The following is a 26,031-nucleotide window of genomic DNA, read 5'->3' on the forward strand; positions in this document are numbered from 1 at the left end:
TGATCGCAAAATCGATAAAGAATGGTCGTAATTGGTGTACGTAGGGATGGGCAGCAACCCAGCCGGAGAATACCTTGGTATTCGCTCCTCCCGGTATGGCTATCCTCAGCAGGACTTGCTCTGGCTCAGGAACCATCACAAAACCATACGCTGGATACTGTTCGTATCATCGAACGTGCCCACCAAACATTCAGCGCCGGGCGCTCAGCCACCCAGCTTGATTCGGCCCAGCTTCGGATGGCTACCCTGCTACACATGGGCCAAATCCTCGAACAATTCTCGGCCATTCCCATCCGTAACTATGGGAATGGAATGCTCAGTGTGCTTTCTATCCGGGGAACAGGTCCCGGTCATACGGCGGTTAACTGGAACGGCGTTTCTATTAATTCGCCTATGCTGGGGCAGCAGGATTTATCGCTCATCCAATCCATCGCCTTCGATCAGGCTTCTGTTCAATGGGGGGCTACCAATACCCTGGTAGGTACCGACGCTGTTTCGGGAGCAGTTTTGCTTACCTCTAAACCCCGCTGGCAGTCTGGACTCAGCGCTCAGGCCTCGGCGCAGTTCGGGAGCTTCGGTCGGCGAGGTATGCAACTATCCACCCGTTATGGAACCGATAATGCCCGGTGGACCGGCCGAACCGGAATTTCCTGGCTCACCATCCGCAATGATTTTCCGTACCGGAATAGCTCCCGCTTCGGTCAGCCTATAGAACGACAAAAACATGCGGCCGTCCGACAGTTCTCCGCCGTTCAGGATATCTACGGTAAACTATCCAACCGATACTACATCTCCCTGAATAGCTGGTACACCGAAGCCGACCGGCAACTACAGCCGGGCATCGGAATATCGGGTACTGAAACGCAGCAGGATAACGCCCTCCGGTTTGTTTTGTCAGTAGTCGGCAGTCATAACCGGCATAGTTCGCTGGTACAAATTAGTCAGTCGGCCGAACAAATCCGGTATATTAACCCGGTTATTCGTACCGACGATATCTCGGTTGCGAAGCAAACACAGTTTCGGGTAGAAGAACAATGGGAATTACAAGGTAATCAGGCTAACTGGTACCTGAAAACCGGAGTAGAAGGAGCCCTGGCAACGGCCACCGTTCCGGCTTATCAGGTACTGCAAACCCAATGGCGGGGAGAGGGCTACGGCATGACCACGTACGAAAATAACCGGTTACGTGTATCCGGACAAATACGAAAGGGCTGGATAACCGGGTTCGATCCGCCCATTGTGCCATCGTTGGGTGTCGACTACCGGATTCGATCCGGAGATGATCTGACCATTACCGCTAAAGCACATTTGTCGCGGGTGTATCGGGTACCCACGCTCAACGACCGGTACTGGCGACCAGGGGGCAACCCTGATCTGCGGCCGGAAACAGGCTGGAGTCAGGAGGGAGGGATTCTAATTCGCCATAAGCCCGAAAGCACTCCCACATCAGGCGCTTCCTGGGAAACCTCCGCCACTGTTTATCATGCCCTGATTCATGATTGGATTCTATGGCGACCTGGTATAAATGAAACCTACTGGTCGGCACAGAATCTCCAGACGGTCCGCAGCCGGGGTATTGAAACTGCGTTTAGGTATATGTGGTCTGTTGGACAGATACGTATTAATAACCAACTTAGCTTAGCCTACAACCGGATCAGTAACGAACAGGCTATTGGCAGTTCAGATGTACAAACAAAAGGAAATCAACTGATGTATGCCCCCCTGATTTCACTCAATCAACAAAACCAGATTGGCTGGAACGGCTGGGAGCTGGGCATCCAGAACACCTATATCAGTCGCCGGTATACACTGACCGATGTTAGCGCATTTCTTCCTGGATATATGCTCATCAATGCCCAATTGAGTAAGCAGCTTAGCTGGAACAAACAGCTACTTCGTATTATGTTTTCGGGCTATAATTTGAGCAATACTACATACCAGACAGTCGAAAACCGGGCCATGCCCGGAATAAATTATCAGTTTACCTTTTTCTTTAAATTTAATTAGTTTAATTCTAAATATGCTACTTCCAAATCGTTTACTGCACCAGGCACTACTTGCTATTACTTTCCTTGGCGGATTGACAGCCTGTAAAGTTGACACTGATGTTGTTGTAGAGCCCTACGAGAGTGGGATTCTGGTTATTGAAGAGGGCGCGTTTCAGAAAGGAAATGCATCCATCAGTTATATTAACCGGCAGACAAGCCAGGTTACAACTGAAATTTTTAAGAAAGTGAATAACCGCGCTATCGGCGATGTACTGCAATCGTATGTTGAAATTGCCGGCAAAGGGTATCTGGTGGTCAACAACAGCAACAAAGTCGAAATCGTCGATGCCAATACCTTTAAATCAACGGGAACCATTGAATCCGGTCTGGAACAGTGCCGGTATATGGTACCCGTTTCGAAAGACAAAGCATTTGTGAGTTGCTGGGGAAATAGCGCGAAAGGATCAGTTGCCGTTGTTGATCTGGCTAATCGGGTCGTGGTAAAGCAACTCACTACTGGAGCCGGACCAGAAGGTATGCTGCTAAAGGGGACCGACCTCTTCGTTGCCAATTCCGGCGGGTTTGATGTCGATAATACCGTAAGCGTCATTAACACCCAGACAGATGCTGTCATAACCACCATTCCCGTAGGGGATGTACCCACTCAACTGGTTATGGATCGCAACCAGGACATCTGGGTATTATGCAGCGGCAAACCAACCTGGAGCAGTACCGATGGGCTAACGAAGGCAGAATTGATACGAATAAATGCAACAACCAAACAAATTGTGGGGCGGATAACCATCGGCGGTAAGCACATCAACGGCAATCCGGATAATCTGGTGATCAATGGCGATGGTACGATCCTTTATTTCACCCTTAACAATGCGGTTTATTCTATGGCCATATCAGCTACTGTGGCCTCGATTGATGCGCCACTGATCCGGAAAAACCTTTACGGCCTGGGCTACGATAATGCCACGAATACATTGTACGGCGCCTATGCCGGAAACTTTACCCAGACTGGCTATGTGTTCCGGTATCGTTCGGGTGGGCAGCTAATCGACTCGTTGCGGGTGGGTTTAATTCCGTCTGGATTTTATTTTAAATAAGTGAATCCATTCAATCTATCAACAGGCCAGCATAAAGGCAAAAAAGACCGGCTCGATGCCGGTCTTTTTTGCTATAGTCCCCCCTGAAAACACGTAAAAACTGCTCAGAAACCGCCCTTTTCTGCCTAAATCCTTATATATGAATACTTTAGTGTTCCACGTGGATATGTTGTGGATTACGTGTGGATAAAAACAGATACTTTAGTTCTATAATTTATATTATGTTAAGTAGAGCTTCAGAAAATAAGGGCAGCCTCTATCCGGTCTGCCCTTTTCCTGTTATTTAGAATCTACACAGACTACCTTCTTCTCCTCAAACTGCTTGAGAATATCCCGCAGGCTGTTCAGGTTTTCGTTCAGGTCTTCTTCCGTATCTTTTATCGACTTTGCTTTTTCCAGGTACGGCAGCGCCTGCTTGAAACGACCACAGGCCCGACCTTCAACTTCTTTGCCTTTCGCCTGGTACTCCTTCATATCCATGTTGCTCAGCTGACGGTTCAGGGCAACCGCTTCGTTAAAGTACAACGCACCCATATTGAAGTTAGCATCGTAGTTATTCGGATCAACCTGTAGCGCACGGGTGTAATATTCTTTAGCAGCTGTGCGATACTCCTGCTGACGCTTGGTCAGATCAGCGATCTTCTGCTCCGGATTATCTACCGACTGCGTTGCCTTGCTCTGCTGCTCCTGAATGTCTTTCTCAAGCTGGGCAATTTCGTTACGCTTGTCGGTAATCATCTGATTTACCTGCGTAAGCTGCCGCTTTACATCAGCGTTTTTCGGCTCCCTCTTGGCCCGGGCATTCAGCCGGGTCACTTCACCCTGCATAGCGGCCAGCGCATCTTTCTGCGTTGCCAGTTGTTTGCTCAGATCAGGACCTTTCTTTACGCTATCAGACAGCTTCTGAAGCTCTCTTTCCGTTTCATTCGCGGAGTTATCGTACAGAATACCCAGGTTCAGCAGGTTTTGGGCATTGTTCGGTTCCCGCTCAACCAACTGCTTCATACTGGCAATGGCATCGTTCATGCGGCCGGCCGCCAGCATAATGTTTACGCGCTCTGCCGACAAGTCCTTGTTGTTAGGCAGAATCTCCAAGCCTTTTTCCAGGGTAGCAATAGCCTTATCCACATTCTTCTCCTGCCGGTAAATATTCGCCAGGGTGTAAATAACACTGGGATCTTTACCACCAACTGTCATGTAGCGTTCAAACTGCTCTTTTGCTACCGTTGGGTTTTCGGCCTGTTGAGCCGCAATACCGGCATACAACGCTGCGGTCGTGTCTTTCGGCATTACCTCACCGGCCATCGCCATCAGTTTGGCAGCCTCGGTAAAGTTCTTGCCCTGATACTTGGCGGCACCCGTCTGCATAAAGGCGTTATACATACCTTGCCCTTTCATGGCTGTCTCGGCTTCTTTGGCCAGCTTACCCGGAGCACCTTTTTTATCTTTATCTAACTCGATAACTTTCTTGTAAGCATCGTAAGCGACCATGGCAGCGTTAGAATCCAGCTTCACGTACTGAACGGCAATGTTCTCGTAGGTCTTCGCCCGATCCATCCAGGTACTTGCCTTAGCCGAAGCCTTCGCGTCGGTAATCGCCTTATCACTCTTTTCTTTGTCCTTTGCTACGCTCTGCTCCAGGGCTGCGTCGAGGCCCTGAGCATACACTCCCGCCGAAAACACACTGGCCAGCAGGAACAACGAAAGTTTTTTCATGTGTCAATATTTAGGTTGAATTTTATTTGAAAAACGAAATTACGGAAAATACCGTATAATTCCCGGTAATATCAAGTGGTTAACTCAGTTGTGGCGTCTCCTTCCGTTGATCCCTCTGCGGTCTCGGCTTCTACGGGATGGCTCACCGGCAGGCTTCCCTCCGCTTCGTCCCGCTCAATTTTGGTCACCGACGATATTTCGTCGCCTTCGTTGAGCCGGATCAGCTTTACCCCCTGCGTATTTCGGCCAATGACCCGTACCTCCTCTACCGGCATCCGGATGATGATGCCCGACTTATTGATGATCATCAGGTCGTCGGTATCCCCTACTTCCAGAATACCCACCAGTTTACCAACCTTTTCGGTTACCTTGAGTGTTCCCACGCCCTTAGCCCCCCGGTTGGTTACCCGGTACTCCTCTACATCCGACCGTTTGCCATAGCCTTTCTCCGATACGACCAGTAACTGCGCATCTTCGCGGCTAATGCACACCATGCCGATTACCTTATCGTCTTTGTCTTCTTCGCTCAGCGTAATGCCACGCACCCCGGCTGCCGTACGACCCATCGGGCGCACGCGGTTCTCGTTGAAGCGCACCGCCCGACCGGCACTCGACGCAATGACCAGGTCGTTGTTGCCGTTGGTCAGGGCTACATCCAGCAGCCGGTCCTCTTCGTCGATGGAAATGGCAATGATACCGTTCTGACGGGGGCGCGAGAAGGCTTCGAGCATGGTCTTCTTAATGGTTCCCTGCTCTGTACACATCACAATGAAGTTGTTGTTGATATAGTCGGCATCTTCTAACGTCTTAACGTTGATCACCGCCCGCACCTTATCGTCGGATTCGATATTAATCAGATTCTGGATCGGCCGGCCTTTCGACACTTTGCTGCCTTCCGGAATCTGATGCACCCTCAGCCAATACAGCCGCCCTTTCTGCGTAAAAATCAGCAGGTAGTTGTGCATCGTAGCCGGGAACAGGTGCTCGGTAAAGTCGGCATCTTTGGTGGCAACGCCCCGCGAACCGACTCCTCCCCTGCCCTGCGACCGGTATTCGATCAGTGGGGTCCGCTTGATGTACCCTTCATGCGAAATGGTAATCAGCATCTCATCGTCCGGAATCAGATCCAGATCATCAATGTCGCCGTCGGCAAACATTTCGATCTTGGTCCGGCGGGCGTCGCCATAGCGGGCCTTTAGGTCGACCAGTTCGTCTTTGATAATCTGCCGCTTCCGTTCTTCACGGGCCAGGATGTCTTTGTAGTCGGCGATCTCGCGCATCAGTTCGTCGTACTCCGCCTGAATCTTATCGCGCTCCAGGCCGGTCAGGCGCTGCAAACGCATATCCAGAATGGCCTTGGCCTGCACCTCGCTCAGCTCAAAACGACTGATCAGACCGGCTTTGGCGGCATCCGGATCTTTGGCGCTGCGAATCAGTTGAATCACTTCATCGATGTTATCCAGCGCGATCAGCAGACCGAGTAAGATATGCGCCCGCTTCTCGGCTTCGCGCAGTTCATATTGAGTCCGGCGCGTAATCACCTCAAAGCGGTGCTCCACATAGTACCGGATCATGTCTTTCAGGTTCAGCAGCATCGGCCGGCCTTTCACCAGCGCCACGTTGTTGATCCCGAATGACGACTGCAGGGCCGTATACTTATACAGGTTATTCAGGACCACATTGGGGATAGCGTCTTTCTTCAGGTCGTACACCACCCGCATCCCGTCACGGTCCGATTCGTCACGGATTGCCGAGATCCCTTCGAGTTTCTTTTCGTTGATGAGCGCAGCCGTTTTCTCCAGCATCATGGCCTTGTTGACCATATACGGTATCTCGGTCACGATAATCTGCTCCTTGCCTGATTTGGTGGTCTCAAACGTAGCGTTGGCCCGCATGATCACGCGACCCCGGCCGGTGCGGAAGGCCGAGCGTACACCTGTCATCCCGTAGATGGTGCCGCCCGTAGGAAAATCCGGAGCCTGAATGATCTCCATCAGTTCCTCAACATCGATATCCTGGTTGTCCAGGTACGCCACAATACCGTCTACTACTTCCGACAGGTTATGCGGAGCCATATTGGTAGCCATCCCTACAGCTATACCCGACGAGCCGTTGAGCAGCAGATTGGGCAATTTGGCCGGCATAACGGAGGGTTCTTCCAGCGAGTCGTCGAAGTTGGGCTGGAAGTCGACCGTTTCTTTATAGATGTCATTCAAAATTTCCTCGGCAATGCGCTTCAGCCGCGCTTCGGTATACCGCATGGCAGCCGGAGAGTCGCCGTCGACAGAACCGAAATTACCCTGACCATCAACCAACGGGTAGCGCAGTGACCAGTCCTGGGCCATTCGAACCATCGTATCGTACACAGACGCATCGCCGTGGGGGTGATATTTACCCAACACCTCCCCTACGATACGGGCCGATTTTTTATAGGGCTTGTTGTAGTTGACGCCCAGTTCGGCCATACCGAACAGTACCCGCCGATGCACCGGCTTCAAACCGTCGCGCACGTCGGGCAATGCGCGGGAGATAATAACCGACATCGAGTAGTCGATGTAGGCACCGCGCATTTCGTCCTCAATGTTAATGGGAATAATGTTGTTAGGCACCTCCGTGCCGTTGGTTTCTTCCGTCATATAAGAGAGGGGTATTTCACAAAATTTTCCTATTCAGCGCCACCAGTTTTACGCCAGTAACGCGCATACACAAATATACGAAATTTTTAGGAAATAGTAAAACAAACGCCGGAAATCGGCTTTTTACCTTATTCGGCAGCGCCATTCGGCTGCCTTTCCCGGCACCCCTCCCCTACCCGGCTCTGCGCCGGCCTAAAAAATACCGCCTACATTTCGTCCTATTCATAACGGCCCGAAGCGGGCAAAAAAATCGATTAGTGCAGTATTTACCCTTGCTGCTTCTTCGTGCTGAAGCCAGTGGGTGGCTTCCTCAACATAAACAAGCTCGCCCTCGGCGCAGTATGCCAGGCTCTGCCGCGCCATTTCGGCCATCAGAAAACGATCCTGCTTGCCCCACAGAATCAGCGTTGGCACCTGAATGGTCGGTTTAATCCGTTCCGTAGGTGGTTTCCGCACAGCCGCCCGGTACCAGTTAATCATCGACCGAAAGGCGTTTGGCTGCCCCCAGGCCTGTTTGTATTGCTTCAGATCATCGCGCCTGAATGTACCGGGCCGGCTCGTTCCCAGCAGGGCCTGCACCATCAGTCGGTAATTCCTCCATTTTACGAGTGTTTCGGGTATCCAGGGCAGTTGAAAAAAGATTATATACCAGCTACGGACTAACTGACGGGGTTGCCGCAGCACAAACTGCTTCATGACCCGCCAGTGTGGCACGTTCAGAATGACGAGTTTATGCAACCGCTCCGGGTGCCGGGCCGCCAGGCGCCAGGCCACGATAGCGCCCCAGTCGTGCCCCACCAGAAATACTTTCTGCCGGCCGGATGCGGTAATCAGCCCCAGTATATCGGCCACCAGCGTATCGGTCTGGTACGCGCCTACACCCTCGGGCTTGTCACTCAGGTTATAGCCCCGCTGATCGGGTGCCCACACCCGGTAACCGGCCTCTGCCAGAACGGTGATCTGCCTGCGCCAGCCATACCAGAACTCCGGAAAGCCGTGCAGCAGGATCACCAGCGGTCCATCGACCGGACCGGCCTGTACCACGTGCAGCCGGATGCCGTTGGTAGGGATAAAATGATGTTCCATGTTGGGTAAACGGTCAGCTATACCAACGGTCAATTTAAAGAATCTTTATGACTATCCCGGTATTTACTGTCTAATCAAATGCACTTTTGGTACTTTTCCCATACACCAAGATCTTTTACGTCATTCTTAATGTTACTTTACCAGTGGCATCAACTAAATACCTTTCAACCAATGGCGTTGATTTCCAACTAATTGAAAACGTTATGCAAACCTTGAATCTAAAAAACAGGGCATTTACAAGCCCAAAACGAAGCGTACTGATTTGGACACTAACCAGACGCGCTGCTCTTCGCTTTCTAAAGCACAACGCGCCGGCGTTTGAAGCGCTGGCCCGCAGTATAGCGCCGTTCGGCGGCAACGTATTGAGTCGCCGGATACGCTAACGATTTAATGCAAAAAGCCCCCGCCGGTACCGGCGGGGGCTTCAATATTCAGCGAATCCTTCAGAGCCGCTAAATCCTAGTTCTGACTATTTCACTTCTTCGTACGGCACATCCGATACGTTACCGTCGGTATTACCGGTCTGCTGACCACCCTGACCGTTCGCGCCGGCACCGTTGCCATCGAAACCGGCTGCCCCATCGGCTGGGTTAGCCTGGGCGTTGGTGGCGTTGTACAGATCCTGCGAAGCGGCCTGCCAGGCATTATTAAGCTTCTCCATAGCCTCGTCGATGGCTGCTACGTCGCGGGAACCGTGGGCGGTGCGCAGTTGCGCCAGGGCATCTTCAATGGCCGATTTATTGGTCGAAGACAGCTTATCGCCGTACTCCTTCAGCTGCTTCTCGGTCTGGAACACCATCGAGTCGGCCTGGTTTACCTTGTCGACTTTCTCGCGCTCAGCCTTATCGGCTTCTTCGTTAGCTTTAGCTTCCTGCCGCATCCGCTCAATTTCGGCGTCACTCAGCCCGCTGGACGCTTCAATCCGGATCTTTTGCTCTTTGCCGGTGCCTTTGTCGCGGGCCGTTACGTGCAGAATACCGTTGGCATCCACGTCGAAGGTTACCTCGATTTGCGGTACCCCACGCGGGGCCGGCGGAATACCATCCAGGATAAAGCGACCAAGCTGCCGGTTCTGCTGCGCCATCGGGCGCTCACCCTGCAGCACGTTGATTTCTACGCTCGGCTGGTTGTCGGAGGCCGTCGAAAACACTTCTGATTTCTTGGTCGGAATCGTGGTGTTCGATTCGATCAGGCGGGTAAACACGCCACCCATCGTTTCGATACCCAGCGACAGCGGAATTACGTCGAGCAGCAGCACGTCTTTTACTTCACCGGTCAGAACGCCACCCTGGATCGCAGCACCCACGGCTACAGCCTCATCGGGGTTAACGTTCTTGGACGGCTTCTTTCCAAACAGTTTCTCAACCTCTTCCTGCACTTTCGGAATCCGGGTTGAGCCACCTACCAGAATGACCTCGTCAATCTGACCGGCCGAGAGACCGGCGTTCTTCAGGGCCCGGCGGCAGGGCTCCAGGCTGCGCTGAATCAGCGAATCGGCCAATTGCTCGAACTTAGCCCGGCTCAGCGAGCGTACCAGGTGCTTCGGAATGCCGTTTACCGGCATAATATACGGCAGGTTGATCTCCGTAGACGAGGAGCTTGACAGCTCGATCTTAGCCTTCTCAGCCGCTTCTTTCAGACGCTGAAGGGCCATCGGGTCCTGACGCAGGTCGATGCCTTCGTCGGCCTTGAACTCCCCGGCCAGCCAGTCAATAATGACCTGATCGAAGTCGTCACCGCCCAGGTGGGTATCACCGTCGGTTGCTTTTACTTCAAATACGCCGTCGCCCAGTTCCAGGATAGAGATATCAAACGTACCACCACCCAGGTCGAAGACGGCAATCTTCATATCTTTATGCGTCTTATCCAGACCGTAGGCCAGGGCAGCGGCCGTCGGCTCGTTGATAATCCGCTTTACATCCAGCCCTGCAATCTGACCGGCTTCCTTGGTAGCCTGACGCTCGGCGTCGTTGAAATAAGCGGGTACCGTAATCACGGCTTCGGTTACAGTCTGACCGAGGTAATCTTCAGCCGTCTGCTTCATTTTCTGCAGAATCAGCGCCGAGATTTCCTGCGGGGTATATTGGCGATCGCCGATACGAACGCGGGGGGTATCATTCGGACCACGCTCAACGGTATACGACACGTTTTTGATTTCGTTCTGTACCTCGTTGTAGCGTTTCCCCATGAACCGCTTAATCGACGAAATAGTGTTTTTCGGGTTTGTGATTGCCTGACGCTTGGCAGGATCACCCACTTTACGCTCGCCGTTGCCGTTGTCCATAAACGCAACAACCGACGGAGTGGTCCGACGGCCTTCGCTATTCGGGATCACCACCGGCTCGTTACCTTCCATAACGGCCACGCACGAGTTGGTTGTACCTAAGTCAATGCCTATAATCTTTCCCATAATACTGGTTTAGCTATACTTTCTTGCTGTGGTTAACGCTGCCAGACATTCTGTGACAGACATCCTGTATCTAACAAGACATATGCCACACCCCGGAATCCCCTTTTTTTGTGACAGATTGACAGGCCTAAAATACCCCACGGACCAATATGACGGAACTTTGATTAGAAGCTGACACGAAGGCTGACAAAAGAATGATGAATGATGAACGGGCTGGCGCTTCATTACATTAGGTTAATGCGACCCATTCATCATTCCCTTCTACTTTCCTCCAAACAGGCCGCCGAGCATACCGCCGAGGCCACCGCCTGATTGCTGACCGGAACTGCCGCTGCTGCCACCGCCCATGAAGCCGCCGGCCAGGCGCATCAGGTCGTTCATATCCAGCTTGCCGTCGGCCATTGCCGATTGTGCCATCCCGGCCCAATCCATACCGGAAGCCTGCTTATTGCCGGTGGCCGTGGTCATAATGCTTCCTACATCCAGGCTGGAATCGTTCGGATCGGTTGCTTTGGAGAACAGCCGGCTCAGCACCATCGGTACAACAGCGGCCGCCACACTCGACGCAATCTGGGGTGATATACCCAGGCGCTCCGCCAACTGGCCGGTTACATTATTCATAACCCCACTCACTACGGGGTTTTGCGCCGACGTGCTTTGTTGACCCATAATGGTACTCAGAAGCCCGCCGATGTTCCCTTCATTAGCCTGTTGTTTCAGGCCGCCCAGAATACCGTTCATAACGGACTCCATGGCTACGTTATTTTGCTCATTCGGAATGGCAGGGTTATTTACAATGGCGTCGCCCGACTGATCGCGCACCAGATTCATCAGCGTGTCTAACATGGGAAGAGATGGTTTATTAGGTTATCAGTTTTATGTAACTTGCCCGCGCAAGTTTTGTTCTTTAAGACGCCCGCCCTGAACAATAGTAACCCATTTATGGAAGACAAATTATCATTGGAAGCGCAACTCCAGCCCCTGCTTACCGACCTGTACTACCCCAGCGAATCCGACGAACCCGTCGACTTTGTCACCTCCCCCCTAAACCTGGAAGGCCCGCTTACCGACGCTCACCTCCGGGAATGGCTCCAACTCCCGGCTGAAATACCCATTGAAGAAAGAGCCGAAGACGATTTCTGGTCACCCGTTACGGAAGAAAAAGAATGGTACGGTGAGGATGAAAAAGCCCGCACCGCTCAGTTCGGGCAGCTCAAAGCTACAGTGAACGAGCACCTCACCGACCGGCAGTACTTCCGCGTCGGCGAAACAGAAATTACGCTCTACCTGCTCGGCCGCCAGCCCGACGGCACTTGGGCCGGGTTGAAGACGATGGTGGTGGAGACCTAGCCAACGGTGTATCCGGCCTTACTTAGTGGCGGGCCGGGCCGAAGCAATATGCCTCAGATTGAAATTAATACGCTGCCGATAGGCATTGGTATTGGGTAAACTGTCGGCCTGAATCCTCATACATCGCTGTGCCCGTTTCGACAAAAACCAGCCCAGCGGCACTAATTCCTGCTTTCGGTCCAGATCAAACAGCACCAGGGTGGAATCTACTTTGATACTGACCGAGTCTTTCGGCAGTATCTGAGTGGCCGCCAGTCGTAAATGCTGCCGGGTAATATTGAGTTTAGAGCCGATATGCCGGTCCCAGGAGTTAAAAAAAGCGAGCAGGGGTGTTTTGATTTCGTACAACCCCCGAACAGGGGAAAGATCGTCGTCGTTTTGCTCCGAGTTCTTAATAAGCACCAGATGGACCTCCACTTTGCTTAATAAAGCCCGGATCTGATTGGCCTTCGCCTGATCACCGTTCGCATAAACCCGATCAATGCAGCCCGGTGCTTCGGAGATACTCGTCAGAATGGCAATGGCCGTTTCCAGACCGGAGTTATCGATATACCCCCCGTCGACTACATTAAACCAGTCGGGTCGATCAGACTTGGTCGACTGAATGGTAGCTGGTGGTGTCACCAGCGGAAAACGCGCGCTCATAAAAGCCGCCGTGCCAATCGGAATATGTTTGTGTATCTTCTCCTGCAGGTCAATAACCTCCTGGCTGTTTACCCCCTGAAAGGCATTCCCTTTAATCAGCAGATTAGATAAAACCACTTTGGCACCGTCCTCAACCCGCGTGCAGTTCATAAACAGAGACGGTACCGTATACAGCTTGTCTTTGCGCCAGATACTCAGGAACGATGAGTCCAGCGAGTAAGGGCTTACCCGATCATCACTGGCAAAACGGGAGAGAAAAGCCGAGAAAAATCCGGCTTTAACCGCACCGCCCGGCGCGGGTGCAACCGGCAAAAACCGGCTCACGGTATCAGTATACGCTTTACTCAACGCTTTTTCAATGTACTGAGCCCGGTCAAAAGAGCCAATGCTGACCGGCAGCAGCTTCTGAACCATATCCGGCACCAGAAAGGCCATAGTCAGCGGAGACAGGTAATCCTGGCTCAAGATACCCGTAGCCTTCGCGTACACAGTGCCTGATACCCTGGAAGGGGTCTGTGTCGACTGCTGGTACGACAGGCTGTCGGCGTACAGTTTGGTGTAGATGGCGGCTCCCACCGACCCGCCGGAGACGGTGCTGAGTGCGTAAACCCGGTTGTAGAAACCAGGGATTCGCTTACTCAACTCCCCCAGAATAGCCCCTGTCCAGTAAGCCGCCCGCAATCCTCCTCCTTCCGCGGCCACAATGTAAATAGGATACGTTTGGGTATGTCCTTTGTCCTTAGCGTCTTTTACCCAGGCATTGATTGAATCTTCCCGCTGCTCGATCCACTTTACAAAATGGTTCGGTATAAGGAGCTCGTCCGACTTTAGAAAATAAGGATCTCTGACCGTCCGGATCTGATGATTATTGGTATTCCAGAAGAAAAGAATGATACCCACAATCAGCACGGCAATAGGCGCTTTGTACTGATGATCGAGCAACAGCAGCGCATGAGCCAGAAAAACCCACATGCTCATTGCCAGAAATACGCCGGCCACAACGCCTATCAGCCGCGAGAACCAAAGGTTAACCGGAAATATTGCGCAAACCACAAACAACAGAAAACAGAAAAGATACATCACGTACGTCAGCAGCCGGTACCGGACACGCAACTGCCCGAACGTATGCTTTTGCAACGACAGGTAATCCTTTTTTTCTTTGCCCGGCACCTGAATCATCGTCTCTGCCGGCTGTTCGTCGACCGGGCCGGTATCCAACTCCAAGTCCTTCATAAACCGGGTATTCTGGCTCAGCACAATGAAGTACCCACCGATCAGCAAAACCACTACAGCGATCTGTATGCCACTCCCAGAATGCCCGGACAGACTGCCCATAAAAATAAAAAAAGGCAACAGACCCAGCAAGGGCGGTATCCAGCGCATCAGCCCCTGTAGCGCATGTTCCTGCTGTTTAGAGATAGCCTCTTCAGTATACACCCGCTCTTTAATTTTTCCGAGGTCAAAGAAAATAAACAGCATCCGGCAGCTGAACCAAACCGTCAGCGCAAACACAAAAACGGAGATATGGGCTCCCAGAGTCCACCAGAGGTTTTCACCCTCCGCAACAACGCTGAAGACATCCGTTGCCTGATCCATGGATGATAAAGGCAGGTAGGTCAGAAAAAGCAGCAGAATAATCAGCCACAGTGTTTGCACCATCAGGATAGCCACTTTGAGATATGGGTGCAGAAATAAAATAGAGAAGAGCGTTTTCAGCAGGTTTCCTATCTCAGCAAAGAAAGACCGCGATAAAGGCTCCTGCCAGTGACGATAGTATTGACTTTTCAGATAATTATAGCTGTTGGCCAACAGTTTGAACAGCCGGTTTTGCCGTTGGGGGGCTATGTTTTCCACGCTCGGTCTCAGATTAAGGGTTTAGTAATCAAATATATACCCTTAATGGACCGATGTAAAGCGTATAAGTACGTATTCGTTACGCCTAGCCTGTTGTGGAAACCTAAGGGCAACAAAAAACCCCGGCCATGTGACCGGGGTTTCTATTTCTGTCGGCTCGCCGACTTATTTTACTTTTTCAACAACGGCGGCAAACGCTTCCGGGTGGTTCATGGCCAGATCGGCCAGTACCTTGCGATTCAGCTCGATGCCTGATTTATGAATTGCGCCCATTAAGGCAGAGTATGACAGACCGTTCTGACGGGCACCGGCATTGATACGCTGAATCCAGAGGGCACGGAAATCCCGCTTCTTCTGGCGCCGGTCACGGTAGGCATATACTAACGCTTTCTCGACGGCATTCTTGGCTACCGTCCAGACATTTTTACGCCGGCCGAAATAGCCTTTGGCCAGCTTCATAATTTTTTTCCGACGTGCGCGTGAGGCAACGTGATTGACGGAACGTGGCATATTGTATTAATTGTTTTTTGACGCCGGCGGCAATTCGTTACTGATAAATGTATAAAGATGAATGATAAATGTGTACCTGGCAGCCTCCATTCATTCATCGTTAATCATTCATCATACATCATTACTCTTTAAGGCCGGTTGTCGGGTGAAACATGAAACCAGGACGCAAACCTGCGCCCCTTACTAAATTAAGCTACCAGCAGTGCTTTAATGCGCTGCTCGTTGGTCACATCAACCAGCGTCGTCTGAACCAGGTTCCGCTTCCGCTTGTTTGATTTCTTTGTCAGAATGTGACTGTGGAAGGCGTGCTTCCGCTTGATTTTACCGGTGCCAGTCAGCTTGAACCGCTTCTTGGCTCCCGAATTAGTCTTTAACTTAGGCATGACTGAATCCCTTAACGTGTTGAAAAAAGTAAAACAGGCCGCAAAGATAGAAAAAAAAGTCGGCAGTTCCCAGTAGGCAGCAGGCAAAAACCGGAGTTCCGTCTGCCTGCTGCCTACTGAAGACTGCCAACTGCTCACTTATTTCTTAGCGACCACCTTAGGGGCGATGAACATGCTCATCCGCTTCCCTTCCAGCTTGGGTTCGGCCTCAATCTTGCCGTGCTCTTCCAAACCTTTTGCAAAACGATCCAGCAGTTGAAATCCACGCTCCTTGAATACAATGGCGCGGCCCACAAACTGCACGTAAGCTTTTACCTTGGCTCCTTCTTTCAAGAAGCTGATGGCGTGCTTTAGCTTAAAGTCAAAGTCATGGTCGTCGGTATTCGGGCCGAAGCGGATTTCTTTGATAACAACCTTTTGTGCCTTCGCCTTGATTTCTTTCTGCTTCTTCTTTTGTTCGTATTTGAACTTGGAGTAATCGACGATGCGACAAACGGGAGGGACAGCGTTGGGAGAAATTTCTACCAGATCGAGATTCTGGGCCTGAGCCAGCGCCCGGGCCTGCTGTATATCGTATATACCTTGTTCTACATTCTCACCAACTACCCGAACCTGGCGGGCCTGGATACGTTCGTTAATCTTGTAAGGTTCTTCAACCACGCGCCGGGGTGGTCTGCGCTGTAATGCCATAGAGTGTGTTTAGCGTTGTCAAAAACGAAAATTTGTTCAAATAACGTAAGGGGTAATCAAAAGTTTCGGTAAACTAAAAAAAATGCTGATACTCTGCAATATAGAGTTTGAAGTTTCAGGTTTCAGGTTCCAAGTTGCTGATGCACCAGTTGTTATTTAACCTGAAACCTGAAACTTCAAACTCTAAACTAATAATTTAACCTCTTCCTGAAATAAAGTCACGAACTCCGGAATGCTCATCGCACCTAGGTCGCCCTGACCTTTACGCCGGACGGAAATCTTGCCTTCGGCCTGCTCTTTTTCGCCAACGATGAGCATAAACGGCACTTTACTGACCTCCGCATCGCGGATCTTGCGCCCAATCTTTTCATCTCGGTGATCCACAAAGCCCCGGATGTCGGTTTCCTGGAGGCTGAAGAATACTTCATTGGCGTAGTCTTCGTACTTCTCCGAAATCGGCAGAATGGCTACCTGATCGGGTGAAAGCCAGAGCGGGAAATTGCCGGCAGAGTTTTCGATCAGAATAGCAATAAAACGCTCCAGCGAGCCAAAGGGTGCCCGGTGGATCATTACCGGCCGGTATTTCTGGTTATCCGAGCCGGTATATTCCAGTTGGAAGCGCTCCGGCAACTGATAATCGACCTGAATGGTGCCTAACTGCCATTTCCGGCCCAGGGCATCCTTTACCATAAAATCGAGCTTGGGGCCATAGAAGGCAGCTTCGCCCAGTTCGGTTACGGTGCGCAGGCCCCGCTCGGCAGCGGCTTCTACAATGGCCGATTCCGCTTTCTCCCAGGCTTCGTCGCCACCGATGTATTTCTGCTTGTTTTCGGGATCACGCAGCGAAATCTGGGCGCTGAAATCCTCGAAACCCAGTGATCGGAACACGTATAGCACCAGGTCGATTACCTTAATGAACTCTTCCTTCACCTGATCGGGCCGGCAGAAGATATGGGCATCGTCCTGCGTAAAACCGCGTACCCTGGTCAGGCCGTGCAGTTCGCCACTCTGCTCGTAGCGGTACACGGTGCCAAACTCGGCCAGCCGCAGGGGCAGGTCGCGGTATGAGCGGGGCTTGGTTTTGTAAATCTCGCAGTGGTGCGGGCAGTTCATGGGCTTCAGCAGGAACTCCTCGTTTTCGTCGGGCGTGTGAATCGGCTGGAACGAGTCTTTGCCGTACTTCTCCCAGTGGCCCGAGGTCACATAAAGCTGCTTACTACCGATATGCGGAGTGACCACCGGCGAGTAGCCGGCCCGGATCTGCGCCTTGCGCAGGAAATTCTCCAGCCGCTCCCGCAGCAGCGTACCCTTTGGCAGCCAGAGCGGCAATCCCTGCCCTACTTTCTCCGAGAAAGCAAACAGCTCCAGTTCTTTACCCAGCTTGCGGTGATCCCGCTTTTTTGCCTCTTCCAGCAGGTGCAGGTAATCGTCCAGTTCTTTCTGCTTCGGGAATGTAATAGCGTAGATGCGGGTGAGCATCTTGTTTTTCTCGTCGCCCCGCCAATAGGCACCGGCCACGTTCATGACCTTAGCCGCCCTGATAAAGCCGGTATTCGGGATGTGTGGCCCCCGGCACAGGTCGGTAAAGTTGCCCTGCGAATAGAAGGTAATGGTTCCGTCTTCCAGGTCCTTCAGCAGGTCAATTTTGTACGGATCCCCTTTCTCCTCAAAATAAGCAACGGCCTCATCTTTCGGCACCGGCCGGCGAGAGTATTCGCTCTTCTGCCGGGCCAGCTCCAGCATTTTGTCTTCAACTTTTTTAAAGTCGTCCTGCGAAAAATGCTGCCCGTTCAGATCGACATCGTAGTAGAACCCATTTTCAATAGGTGGGCCGATGCCGAATTTCACACCGGGGTACAGGCTTTCGAGGGCTTCGGCCAGCAGGTGGGCCGACGAGTGCCAGAACGTAGATTTCCCCTCGGTATCGTTCCACGTCAGCAGTTGCACCGTTGCATCGGTATCTATGGGGCGGGTGGCATCCTGCACCACGCCGTTTACTTTCGCGGCCAGCACATTCCGCGCCAGACCTTCACTGATGCTGGTAGCAATCGCTAAGCCGCTACTTCCCCTGGGGTACTCCCGAACGCTCCCATCCGGTAGCGTTACCCGAATCATGTCCTGTTCACTCATATTTGTTTTGTTACGGAAATTAACTTTTTATTCGTCGCCCTGGGCTATCTAACACTGTTAGAAGAGACCTGGTACCAAATTTTATAGCAGTATCAGTGATTATGTCAGTTATTAGGTCCAATCGAGCAGGAAGTCGAGCGTGGCGACCGACAGATTTTCGTTCTTGGGTGGAGTGCGCATACGTATAGCTCAAAAATACAAAGAATAGGCCGATCCACCCCCAACCGGAGCCATTTACTATTCTTTTTCTTCAATTTTCGTACGTATACTGATTTTTTTTGCAACGTAATGCTATTGGCTCTATATTAAGGGCAACTTATCGACCTCTAGCTCTCATATGAAGCAGTTGCTACCCGTCTTTACAGTAGTACTTTGGCTGGTAACAGGTTTTCGCTTCTCCGTCTCTTTTCATCCGCAACGCACGTCCCTGGCCGGCCGGGATACTATCAAAGGGCTGAACAATACCGCGATTAAACTGGCCGAACGCAGCAACTTCGGCTTATCGCTTCAGTTGCTGGACCGGGCCGAAGCGGGCCGGCCCAGCGATACCCTTCGGTATAACCGGGCGCTGGTGCTGGGACGGGCCGGGCGGTACGACGAAGCCGCGCACCTGATGTCATCCCTCAACTGGCCGCATTCGCAACTCAACGAAGGGGTGTTCCGGTGCCTGATGGGCGAGGTCCGGCAGGGTATCCAGCTGCTGGAGACGGCCACGGCCCGGCCCGAGCAGGCCGGTCACCTGCTGTACAACCGGGCGCAGGCCTATCTGCTGGACGAAAACCCCGCCGATGCCGAACGAACCATCGAAGCCGCCATCCGCCAGAAAAACAATCCCCGTTACCGCCTGCTGAAAGGCGACATCCTGCTGGCGCGGGAACGCTTTACCGATGCGTTTCATATTTACGAATTGCTGTATAAAAAGGAAGAACAACATAACCCAGGTTTGCTGATTCGCCTGGGCAAGACCCTGCTGGGTTTGAAGAAATACCCGGAAGCACAGGTGTATTACCAGCGTTACCTGTCGCTGCGCCACCCCGATTATCATTTTGACGCCCGCTACGGACTGGCCAGCGCCTTTTACGGCCAGCGCGACTACCGCCGGGCCGCCAACGAGTTCAGGAGTGCGGTTTCGCTGAAACCAACCTCCGTGCCGGCGCATATCGGCCTGGGTAATGCGCTCTGTAGCCTGCACAACTACAAAGAGGCCCGCATGGCCTACGAGTCGGCTATTGCGCTGGATGTCTGCCACCCGCTGGCTCAGCTTGGGCTGGGCGTGGTCAGCTACCGGCAGGGCCATTATGAGGAAGCCCTGGAGGCCTTAACGCAGGCCGAAGCGGTATTTGACGACCGGAACCCCGATCTGGCCGACGCCTTTCTGAGCCGGGGGATGGTGCTGCTGAAATTCAACCGGCTCGACGAAGCACTAGCCGATCTTCACAAATCGGCCCGGCTGCAACGCACGGCGGCCGCCTATGCCGGCCTCAGCGAGGTATACCGCCAAAAAAACAGCTACCGCTACACCGTGGAGTTTCTCGAAAAAGCCGTCCGGCTCTCCCCGCAGAATGATAAACTGCTGACCAACATCGGCAATATGCACCTGATGGTCAACAAAATTCATGAAGCCCACCCGAGTTTTTCGTGGGCCATTAAGCACAACCGGCAAAATGTAAACGCGCTGAACGGCCTGGGCATCACCCTGCTGGAGATGGATAACCTGCCGGCCGCCATGGCCCTGTACGACAGCCTGATCGCCCACGGACCGCAACGACCCTACTTATTCAATAACCGGGGTATTGTTTACGCGTATATGGCGCTCCGGATGGAGAAAGAAAAGCAGCCCCACCGGGCACAGCAGTTCTACCATCGTGCCCTGCGGGATTTTGAGATGGCCCGCGAGGCCGACTCCACCCGAAAACAGTATTTCAACAATAGGGGCAATGTCTACAAAAATACCGGTGAATTCGAAAAGGCGTTTTCCAGCTACGAAGGGCATCTCGACCGCAGCGCCCTCAACAACATGGGCGTGGCCTTTGCCGTACAGAATAAGGGTGATATTGCCCGGTATTACCTGAACATTGCCATTCAGCTCGACTCCGCCAACGTGGTGTATCATTATAACCGCTACAAAATTTACCAGACGTACTTCAAAAAAGACCTGGAACGCCGGCCGGATATTGGCCTGGGGCAGCGGTTGATGCCAACCCAGTCTATCAGCGCCAGGTACAGCCGCGACGGCTACATCAATGTATACCTGTACGACTTTGAGTTTGACCAATATAACTTCCCCGGTGAACACCATTTCCCCGTTGAGCCTATTCCCCTCCGCCCTACCGAGCTGACGATGGTCGACGACTTTATTTTTATGGACGAAGAAATCCCGGAGGTTCCCAAACCCCACCGGGAGAAGCCGGGCAAAATGCCGAAGCAGAAGCGGCCACGCAACCTGGGTAGTACCAGTTGCCCGGTTATCTGAGGCCGGAACCATAGCAGCAGAACCGGTTGTTGTACCGATACAATAACGACGTTTTATCCAACGTGCCAACGAATACGACAGCACCGTACCCCGTTGCGACCCGGCGCTCTGCCCGCCGGAGACCGGCTTACAAATCCGTTTTTTTCTGGGCTAAAGCCGCCACGCTGGCCCTGCTGGCGGTCTCACTGCTGGCCCTGCTGGGGCGGTGGTTTTTCCTGTTCGAGCTCTTTAGCCATTTTGTGGTTCAGTATCTCCTGGTCTCGGCGGTGCTGGTGCTGTACTGGCTGATCCGGCCCCACTACCTGGTGCTGCCGGCAATCGGGTGTTTTCTCTGGCATGGCGTTCAGGTGTATCCGTGGGTTAGTGGCAGGCAACCGGCCGCTGCCGCTCCAGCGGATGTCCGGGTGCTGCACGCCAATGTGCTGTTCTCCCGCCACAACTACCAGCCCATCCGGCAGCTTATCGAACGCGAAAACCCGGATGTGTTTGTGCTGCAGGAGATGACCCCGGCGGGTATTCAGGCCATGCAGTCGCTGGCGACCCGCTATCCGTACCGGGTCAGTATCTGGTCGAAAGGGCCGTGCTACCTGCTGGTTGGCAGCAAAACGCCTTTTGTAGCGGATCAGGCGTCGGCCCGGCAGCAACGGGTCATCCATATCCAGACAAGGGTCAAGGGGCAACCGGTGTCGCTCATTACCGTTCACCCGCGCACACCGGTAATACCATCCTGGTTTCGGGAGCGCAACCGGCAACTGGCCTATGTGTCGCAACTGGCCCGGCAGCAGACGAAGCCAACGGTGCTGCTGGGTGATTTTAACGTTACTATGTGGTCGCCGGTGTACAAAGACTATCTGGACATGCCGGAGCTGACCGCCTGCCGGCAGGGCTTTGGCCGGCAGCCCACCTGGCCGGCTTTTTTCCCACCAGCCTACCTCCCCCTCGACCATGCCTTTGTCAACAGCGGTTTCCAAACCACCCGCTTCCGGACGCTTGCCGTTCCTGAATCTGACCATAAAGCCCTTGTGGCCGATCTGCGGTTTGCCGCCCAGCGGTTTGCCGCCCGGTGATAATTAATTGCCGGCGTTCTTGTATTTTTTCCGGGAATAGTTGTATCTTTCTGTTGATCTAAACCGAAACAGCTATGAACGTTTTACACCGGATTGAGCACTGGGGCGATACACATCACCCCGTGTGGATGGACGCGCTACGCATTATGCTGGGAGTAATCTTACTCCTGAAGGGCGTTAGTTTCATTGGCGATACCGATTACCTGATGCGCCTGGTGGGCGGGGTTCGTTTTCAATTATTCCCGGTGGTGCTGGTTCACTATGTAGCCTTTGCGCATCTGGTGGGTGGGCTGCTGATCGCAATGGGTGCCCTCACCCGCTTTGCTATTCTGATCCAGTTACCTATTCTGATCGGCGCTGTTTTCTTCGTCAATATCTCCCGTGGCTTTTCGGCCCTTAATTCCGAACTCTGGCTGTCGGTTCTGGTACTGATGCTGATGATTATCTTCCTGATTATCGGCTCCGGCCGCTTCTCGGTGGATACCTACATGCGCGAACACGAACGGTGATTGGTTGATTAGTTCATTGGTTGAGTGGTTCAATAGCCAGCAAACCAATAAACCAGTTAACCATTAAACCAACCAACAAACAACGTTATGGCCGATAAAGATTTGAAGAAAGCCGCCGAAAAGCTGGAAGGCCCGGTGGTGAACGGACAGGGTGAGACCAATACCGGTACGCAGCATGGTTCTAAAGGAACGCGCAGTGCTACGTCACACAGTAACAGCAGCAAAGGCTCCAAGAGTGGGGGTGGTTCTACCGGCGGTAACAAAGGTGGGCACAGCAACTAAACGTGGGCAAATCCCTTGTAACACGAGAGGCTATGAAAAACCAGCCCTATTTTGCGCCGGAGAAGAACGACGGTGGCGGTATCATCGACAAAGGCGAGAAAAAGGAACATCGCAACCGGGATACCGAACAGCGGACCGCTACCAACAGCAAAAGCACCGATAGCGATAAGCTGGATTTGCCGGACGATGCCGATAAAATCCATAAAGGCACCGGCAACCGGAAAGCCAACGGAAACACTATAATTGGCGAAACGCCCGGACAGGGCAAACAGCAATCGAACAGTGTTTAGGTAACAAAAAAGGCTCTTTCTGAACGAAGGAGCCTTTTTTGTCAGAATATATACCGAATCTCGCACCAGGGAATTTCCTCTACCATCAGGCGCTGAAAAATGGCAATCATCTTCGCCTTGAGCTGGTGATTGTAGCGGATGTTCCAGCCACCAAACTGGCTGCGCTTGTTCTCCTGCAACTCCGGCACCCAAAGCAGTTCTTCGGCCTTGGGGTTGATGGCCAGGTTGGCCTGGTGCTGCCACTGGTTGTGGGTCAGAAAAATAACTTCGCTCCTGAGCTGCGCCTTCACTTCCGGCCGCAGGGCCTCGTCCAACTGCCGGAACAACGCCCGGTAATCGTCCCGCCACTGGCGACGGTCGCCCCCGTTCCCCCCATACACAATCACGGGCGAGAAGTTGACGTGTACCTCGTAGCCGGCCTCGTAAAAGTCGTTGATGGCGGCAATACGCTTCTCGATGGAGTCCGTCCGGACATCCACCAGCTTGCTCACGTGTGAGGGCATCAGGCTGAAGCGGATGCGTACCTTACCCTGCGGATCAAAATCGAGCAGGTCGGGGTTGACAAACTTGGTGGCAAAGGTCGCCTTGGCGCGGGGATGGTCGCGGAAGAACTCGAATACTTTCCGGATACCATCGGACAGGCTGTAGTCGACCGAAATATCGGAGTTACACCCAATGTCATAGGTATAGTACACCGGATCGGTCTGGTTGGGTTCTTTGGGCCAGGGCAGGCTCATCACGTGGGTATCGATGGTTGCCAGAATCTCCTCCACATTGGTAAACAGCGTAATGGGGTTCACCTTCTTGTGCCGGTCGACGTAGCAGTACGCACAGCCGGCAAAGCAGCCATTGGCCAGACTGGGCGCAATATAATCCGAGCTGCGACCGCTCCACTTGCACTCCAGCGTTTTGAGCCGACCCAGCACCAGCACATCTGATTTTACTTTGAAGTGACCCATACCCAGCTCGGGCAGGCGGTTATGCTGCCGCACTTCCAGCATCTCGGCCTGTGGGTATTGCTCCAGCACCGTTTTGCCCCGCTCGTTCATGGCGTCGGCGGTGTACAGGATAATTGATGGAATAAACTCCGGCATGGGTTTCGTTGAGTGGTATAGTAGAATAACGTCTTCTACGTTTATATAGTTCAACCATTTTTCATTACAATTTCTTGACTATCAGCCATTTATATTCTGAAATCCAGGAATAAAAATCTTCCTGGATTTCAGAATATGCTTTTCGCTTCGGATGAATTCAGGAACTGCAACTTAACATGGAGCAGCCTGCTTTCTGGCTTGCCCAGGATGGCCGCTTCTGAAAGAACGCATCGTATTTTGTCGAATAAGGTTCTCTGAGAGCCTGCTGTAGTTTTACAAACAGACGATCATCTCCCTTGTCCAGCTCTTCAATGGCCTGGTGAAGCAGGTAGTTACGTAAAATAAAGCGGGGATTATGTTCCTGCATCCGTTTGCCGGCTTCTTCAGCGCTTATGGTATTGGTCGTTATTCTGGCCTGATAGCGTTTCACCCAGTCGAAGAACAGATCAGCCTGTTTTTCAGCAAGGTCCTGATAAAAGCTATCCTCAAAGTGCCGGAGCACGTCTTCTTTGTTGTCAGCTTCTGCCGGAAGCCGGCTTAGAAGCTGGTAAAAAATCGTCATATCCGGTTTAACGGTACCCAGCATGGTTTGCAGGTCGTCAATCAATGCAATATCCTCGGCTCTGACTTCATCCAGCCCTGTTTTATTGCCCATCATGGAATAGAATGCCGTCCAATACACCTCATCGTACTCATCGATAATTTTGACCAACTCCTCCTGACCGGAAACCAGCGGCAGAATGGCCCCGCCCAGACAGCCCAGGTTCCATTTGGCCACCGATGGCTGCTTTGCAAAGGCATACCGCCTGCCCGGCAGATCGGTGGTGTTGGGCGTAAAACGGGGATCGTAATTATCAACAAACGAATACGGCCCATAGTCGATGGTCAGGCCAAGAACCGACATGTTATCGGTATTCATCACGCCGTGTACAAAGCCCACTCTCATCCATTCCACCATCAGCCTCGCGGTCCGGTCAACCACTTCCCGGTACCAGGTCAGCACCCGGTCTTCGCCCTGCAGGTGAGGATAATAGTTGTCGATGGTCCAGTCGACTAGTTTCCGCAACTGATTGATCTCTTCTCGGGCCGCCAACAACTCGAAATTCCCGAAACGCAAAAAGCTGGGAGCCACCCGCATCACAATGGCACCGGGTTCATACGCCGGATTTCCGTCGTAAAACATATCGCGCAAAACGGGCTCACCGGTGCTGACCAGACTCAAAGCCCTGGTGGTGGGCACCCGGAGATAATGCATCGCTTCACTCATCAGGTACTCCCTGACCGACGACCGCAATACAGCCCTGCCATCTGCCCGGCGGCTATAGGCGGTTGGTCCTGCGCCTTTGAGCTGCAACTCCCATTTCTGCCCTTTCGACGTAACCTGTTCACCCAGCGTAATGGCCCGGCCATCGCCCAGTTGTCCTGCCCAGTTACCAAACTGGTGACCGGCGTAGCAGGCTGCATACGGGTACATGGAAGGCGTTACCGCATTGCCACCCAACAAATCGATCTCCTCCTGCGAACCTGGTTTTGCTAGTTCCAGTTCTTCAGCCAGTTCGTCACTCCAGGCCAACAGAGTCACTTTGTCAACCGGAGTCGGCAAGGCTTTGCTATACAACATACCGGGTGTTTGCCGCGGCTTTCTGTTGCCGGTATCATCGCCCGGAAAGGTTTCAACAAAGTCATTCCTGAAGGTAATCTCACTTATATTTTTCATGTAGTTCGTTCTTAGCCGGCTATTTTCTGCCGCTGATGCGACGCTTTACTTTATACAATTACTTTGCCCATCTGGTTTAAGTTCATGTG

The 26,031-nt window shown here is 52.6% G+C and carries 20 protein-coding genes; 8 read left to right on the top strand and 12 right to left on the bottom strand.

Going from position 1 to position 26,031, the window contains the following annotated elements; genetic code table 11:
* The first annotated feature begins 21 nt into the window (after nt 1-21).
* The gene (locus tag ABD931_RS16935; protein WP_345269013.1) at nt 22-2,007 is read left to right on the top strand and encodes a TonB-dependent receptor plug domain-containing protein; all 1,986 of its coding nucleotides are present in this window, start codon (nt 22-24) and stop codon (nt 2,005-2,007) included.
* A 73-nt stretch (nt 2,008-2,080) separates the two neighbouring features.
* A complete protein-coding gene (locus tag ABD931_RS16940; RefSeq protein WP_345269014.1) occupies nt 2,081-3,100 on the top strand; it encodes a YncE family protein in 1,020 nt (339 codons plus the stop codon).
* A 279-nt stretch (nt 3,101-3,379) separates the two neighbouring features.
* Here ABD931_RS16940 and ABD931_RS16945 read toward each other — a convergent pair whose 3' ends face one another.
* The 5 genes from ABD931_RS16945 to ABD931_RS16965 form a co-directional block, all read right to left on the bottom strand.
* A complete protein-coding gene (locus ABD931_RS16945; protein WP_345269015.1) occupies nt 3,380-4,816 on the bottom strand; it encodes a tetratricopeptide repeat protein in 1,437 nt (478 codons plus the stop codon).
* 71 nt (nt 4,817-4,887) lie between these two features.
* The gene (gene gyrA, locus ABD931_RS16950; protein WP_345269016.1) at nt 4,888-7,452 is read right to left on the bottom strand and encodes a DNA gyrase subunit A; all 2,565 of its coding nucleotides are present in this window, start codon (nt 7,450-7,452) and stop codon (nt 4,888-4,890) included.
* Nucleotides 7,453-7,674: 222 nt separating this feature from the next.
* On the bottom strand, nt 7,675-8,538 hold the full coding sequence (locus ABD931_RS16955) for an alpha/beta fold hydrolase (protein ID WP_345269017.1): 864 nt from the start codon (nt 8,536-8,538) through the stop codon (nt 7,675-7,677).
* Nucleotides 8,539-9,007: 469 nt separating this feature from the next.
* A complete protein-coding gene (gene dnaK / locus ABD931_RS16960) occupies nt 9,008-10,948 on the bottom strand; it encodes a molecular chaperone DnaK (RefSeq protein WP_345269018.1) in 1,941 nt (646 codons plus the stop codon).
* 261 nt (nt 10,949-11,209) lie between these two features.
* Nucleotides 11,210-11,794 (bottom strand): hypothetical protein, encoded by a 585-nt coding sequence (locus ABD931_RS16965; RefSeq protein WP_345269019.1) that lies wholly within the window; start codon nt 11,792-11,794, stop codon nt 11,210-11,212.
* 96 nt (nt 11,795-11,890) lie between these two features.
* Here ABD931_RS16965 and ABD931_RS16970 point away from each other — a divergent pair, with 96 nt between their 5' ends.
* Nucleotides 11,891-12,298: a nuclease A inhibitor family protein gene (locus tag ABD931_RS16970; protein WP_345269020.1), complete on the top strand. Its 408-nt coding sequence runs from the start codon at nt 11,891-11,893 to the stop codon at nt 12,296-12,298.
* A gap of 18 nt (nt 12,299-12,316) precedes the next feature.
* Here the strand turns inward: ABD931_RS16970 and ABD931_RS16975 are convergent, their stop codons facing one another.
* The 5 genes from ABD931_RS16975 to thrS all read right to left on the bottom strand — a co-directional run bounded on the left by ABD931_RS16975 (nt 12,317) and on the right by thrS (nt 18,510).
* Nucleotides 12,317-14,797, bottom strand: coding sequence for a patatin-like phospholipase family protein (locus ABD931_RS16975; protein WP_345269021.1), 2,481 nt, complete (start codon nt 14,795-14,797; stop codon nt 12,317-12,319).
* Nucleotides 14,798-14,962: 165 nt separating this feature from the next.
* Complete coding sequence (gene rplT, locus ABD931_RS16980; RefSeq protein WP_345269022.1) at nt 14,963-15,307, bottom strand: 50S ribosomal protein L20; 345 nt, start codon at nt 15,305-15,307, stop codon at nt 14,963-14,965.
* Between the two features lie 188 nt (nt 15,308-15,495).
* Nucleotides 15,496-15,690 carry a 50S ribosomal protein L35 gene (gene rpmI / locus ABD931_RS16985; protein ID WP_345269023.1) on the bottom strand — a complete coding sequence of 65 codons (195 nt, stop codon included), beginning with the start codon at nt 15,688-15,690 and terminating at the stop codon, nt 15,496-15,498.
* Nucleotides 15,691-15,828: 138 nt separating this feature from the next.
* Nucleotides 15,829-16,380, bottom strand: a complete 552-nt coding sequence (gene infC / locus ABD931_RS16990) for a translation initiation factor IF-3 (RefSeq protein WP_345269024.1) — start codon at nt 16,378-16,380, stop codon at nt 15,829-15,831.
* A gap of 183 nt (nt 16,381-16,563) precedes the next feature.
* Nucleotides 16,564-18,510, bottom strand: coding sequence for a threonine--tRNA ligase (thrS, locus tag ABD931_RS16995; protein ID WP_345269025.1), 1,947 nt, complete (start codon nt 18,508-18,510; stop codon nt 16,564-16,566).
* A gap of 337 nt (nt 18,511-18,847) precedes the next feature.
* Here thrS and ABD931_RS17000 point away from each other — a divergent pair, with 337 nt between their 5' ends.
* The 5 genes from ABD931_RS17000 (at nt 18,848) to ABD931_RS17020 (ending at nt 23,131) form a co-directional block, all read left to right on the top strand.
* Nucleotides 18,848-20,983 (top strand): tetratricopeptide repeat protein, encoded by a 2,136-nt coding sequence (locus ABD931_RS17000; protein WP_345269026.1) that lies wholly within the window; start codon nt 18,848-18,850, stop codon nt 20,981-20,983.
* Nucleotides 20,984-21,045: 62 nt separating this feature from the next.
* Nucleotides 21,046-22,050: an endonuclease/exonuclease/phosphatase family protein gene (locus tag ABD931_RS17005; RefSeq protein ID WP_345269027.1), complete on the top strand. Its 1,005-nt coding sequence runs from the start codon at nt 21,046-21,048 to the stop codon at nt 22,048-22,050.
* 74 nt (nt 22,051-22,124) lie between these two features.
* On the top strand, nt 22,125-22,559 hold the full coding sequence (locus ABD931_RS17010) for a DoxX family protein (protein ID WP_345269028.1): 435 nt from the start codon (nt 22,125-22,127) through the stop codon (nt 22,557-22,559).
* 87 nt (nt 22,560-22,646) lie between these two features.
* Entirely contained in the window at nt 22,647-22,841 is a 195-nt protein-coding gene (locus tag ABD931_RS17015; RefSeq protein WP_345269029.1) for a hypothetical protein, read from the top strand.
* A gap of 32 nt (nt 22,842-22,873) precedes the next feature.
* Nucleotides 22,874-23,131 carry a hypothetical protein gene (locus ABD931_RS17020; protein WP_345269030.1) on the top strand — a complete coding sequence of 86 codons (258 nt, stop codon included), beginning with the start codon at nt 22,874-22,876 and terminating at the stop codon, nt 23,129-23,131.
* Between the two features lie 41 nt (nt 23,132-23,172).
* Here the strand turns inward: ABD931_RS17020 and ABD931_RS17025 are convergent, their stop codons facing one another.
* Both ABD931_RS17025 and ABD931_RS17030 read right to left on the bottom strand, forming a co-directional pair.
* Entirely contained in the window at nt 23,173-24,225 is a 1,053-nt protein-coding gene (locus tag ABD931_RS17025) for a spore photoproduct lyase family protein (protein WP_345269031.1), read from the bottom strand.
* A gap of 157 nt (nt 24,226-24,382) precedes the next feature.
* A complete protein-coding gene (locus tag ABD931_RS17030; protein ID WP_345269032.1) occupies nt 24,383-25,942 on the bottom strand; it encodes a protein adenylyltransferase SelO in 1,560 nt (519 codons plus the stop codon).
* Nucleotides 25,943-26,031: the final 89 nt, after the last annotated feature.

This window comes from Nibrella viscosa, from assembly GCF_039541875.1.
Classification (GTDB): Bacteria; Bacteroidota; Bacteroidia; order Cytophagales; family Spirosomataceae; genus Nibrella; species Nibrella viscosa.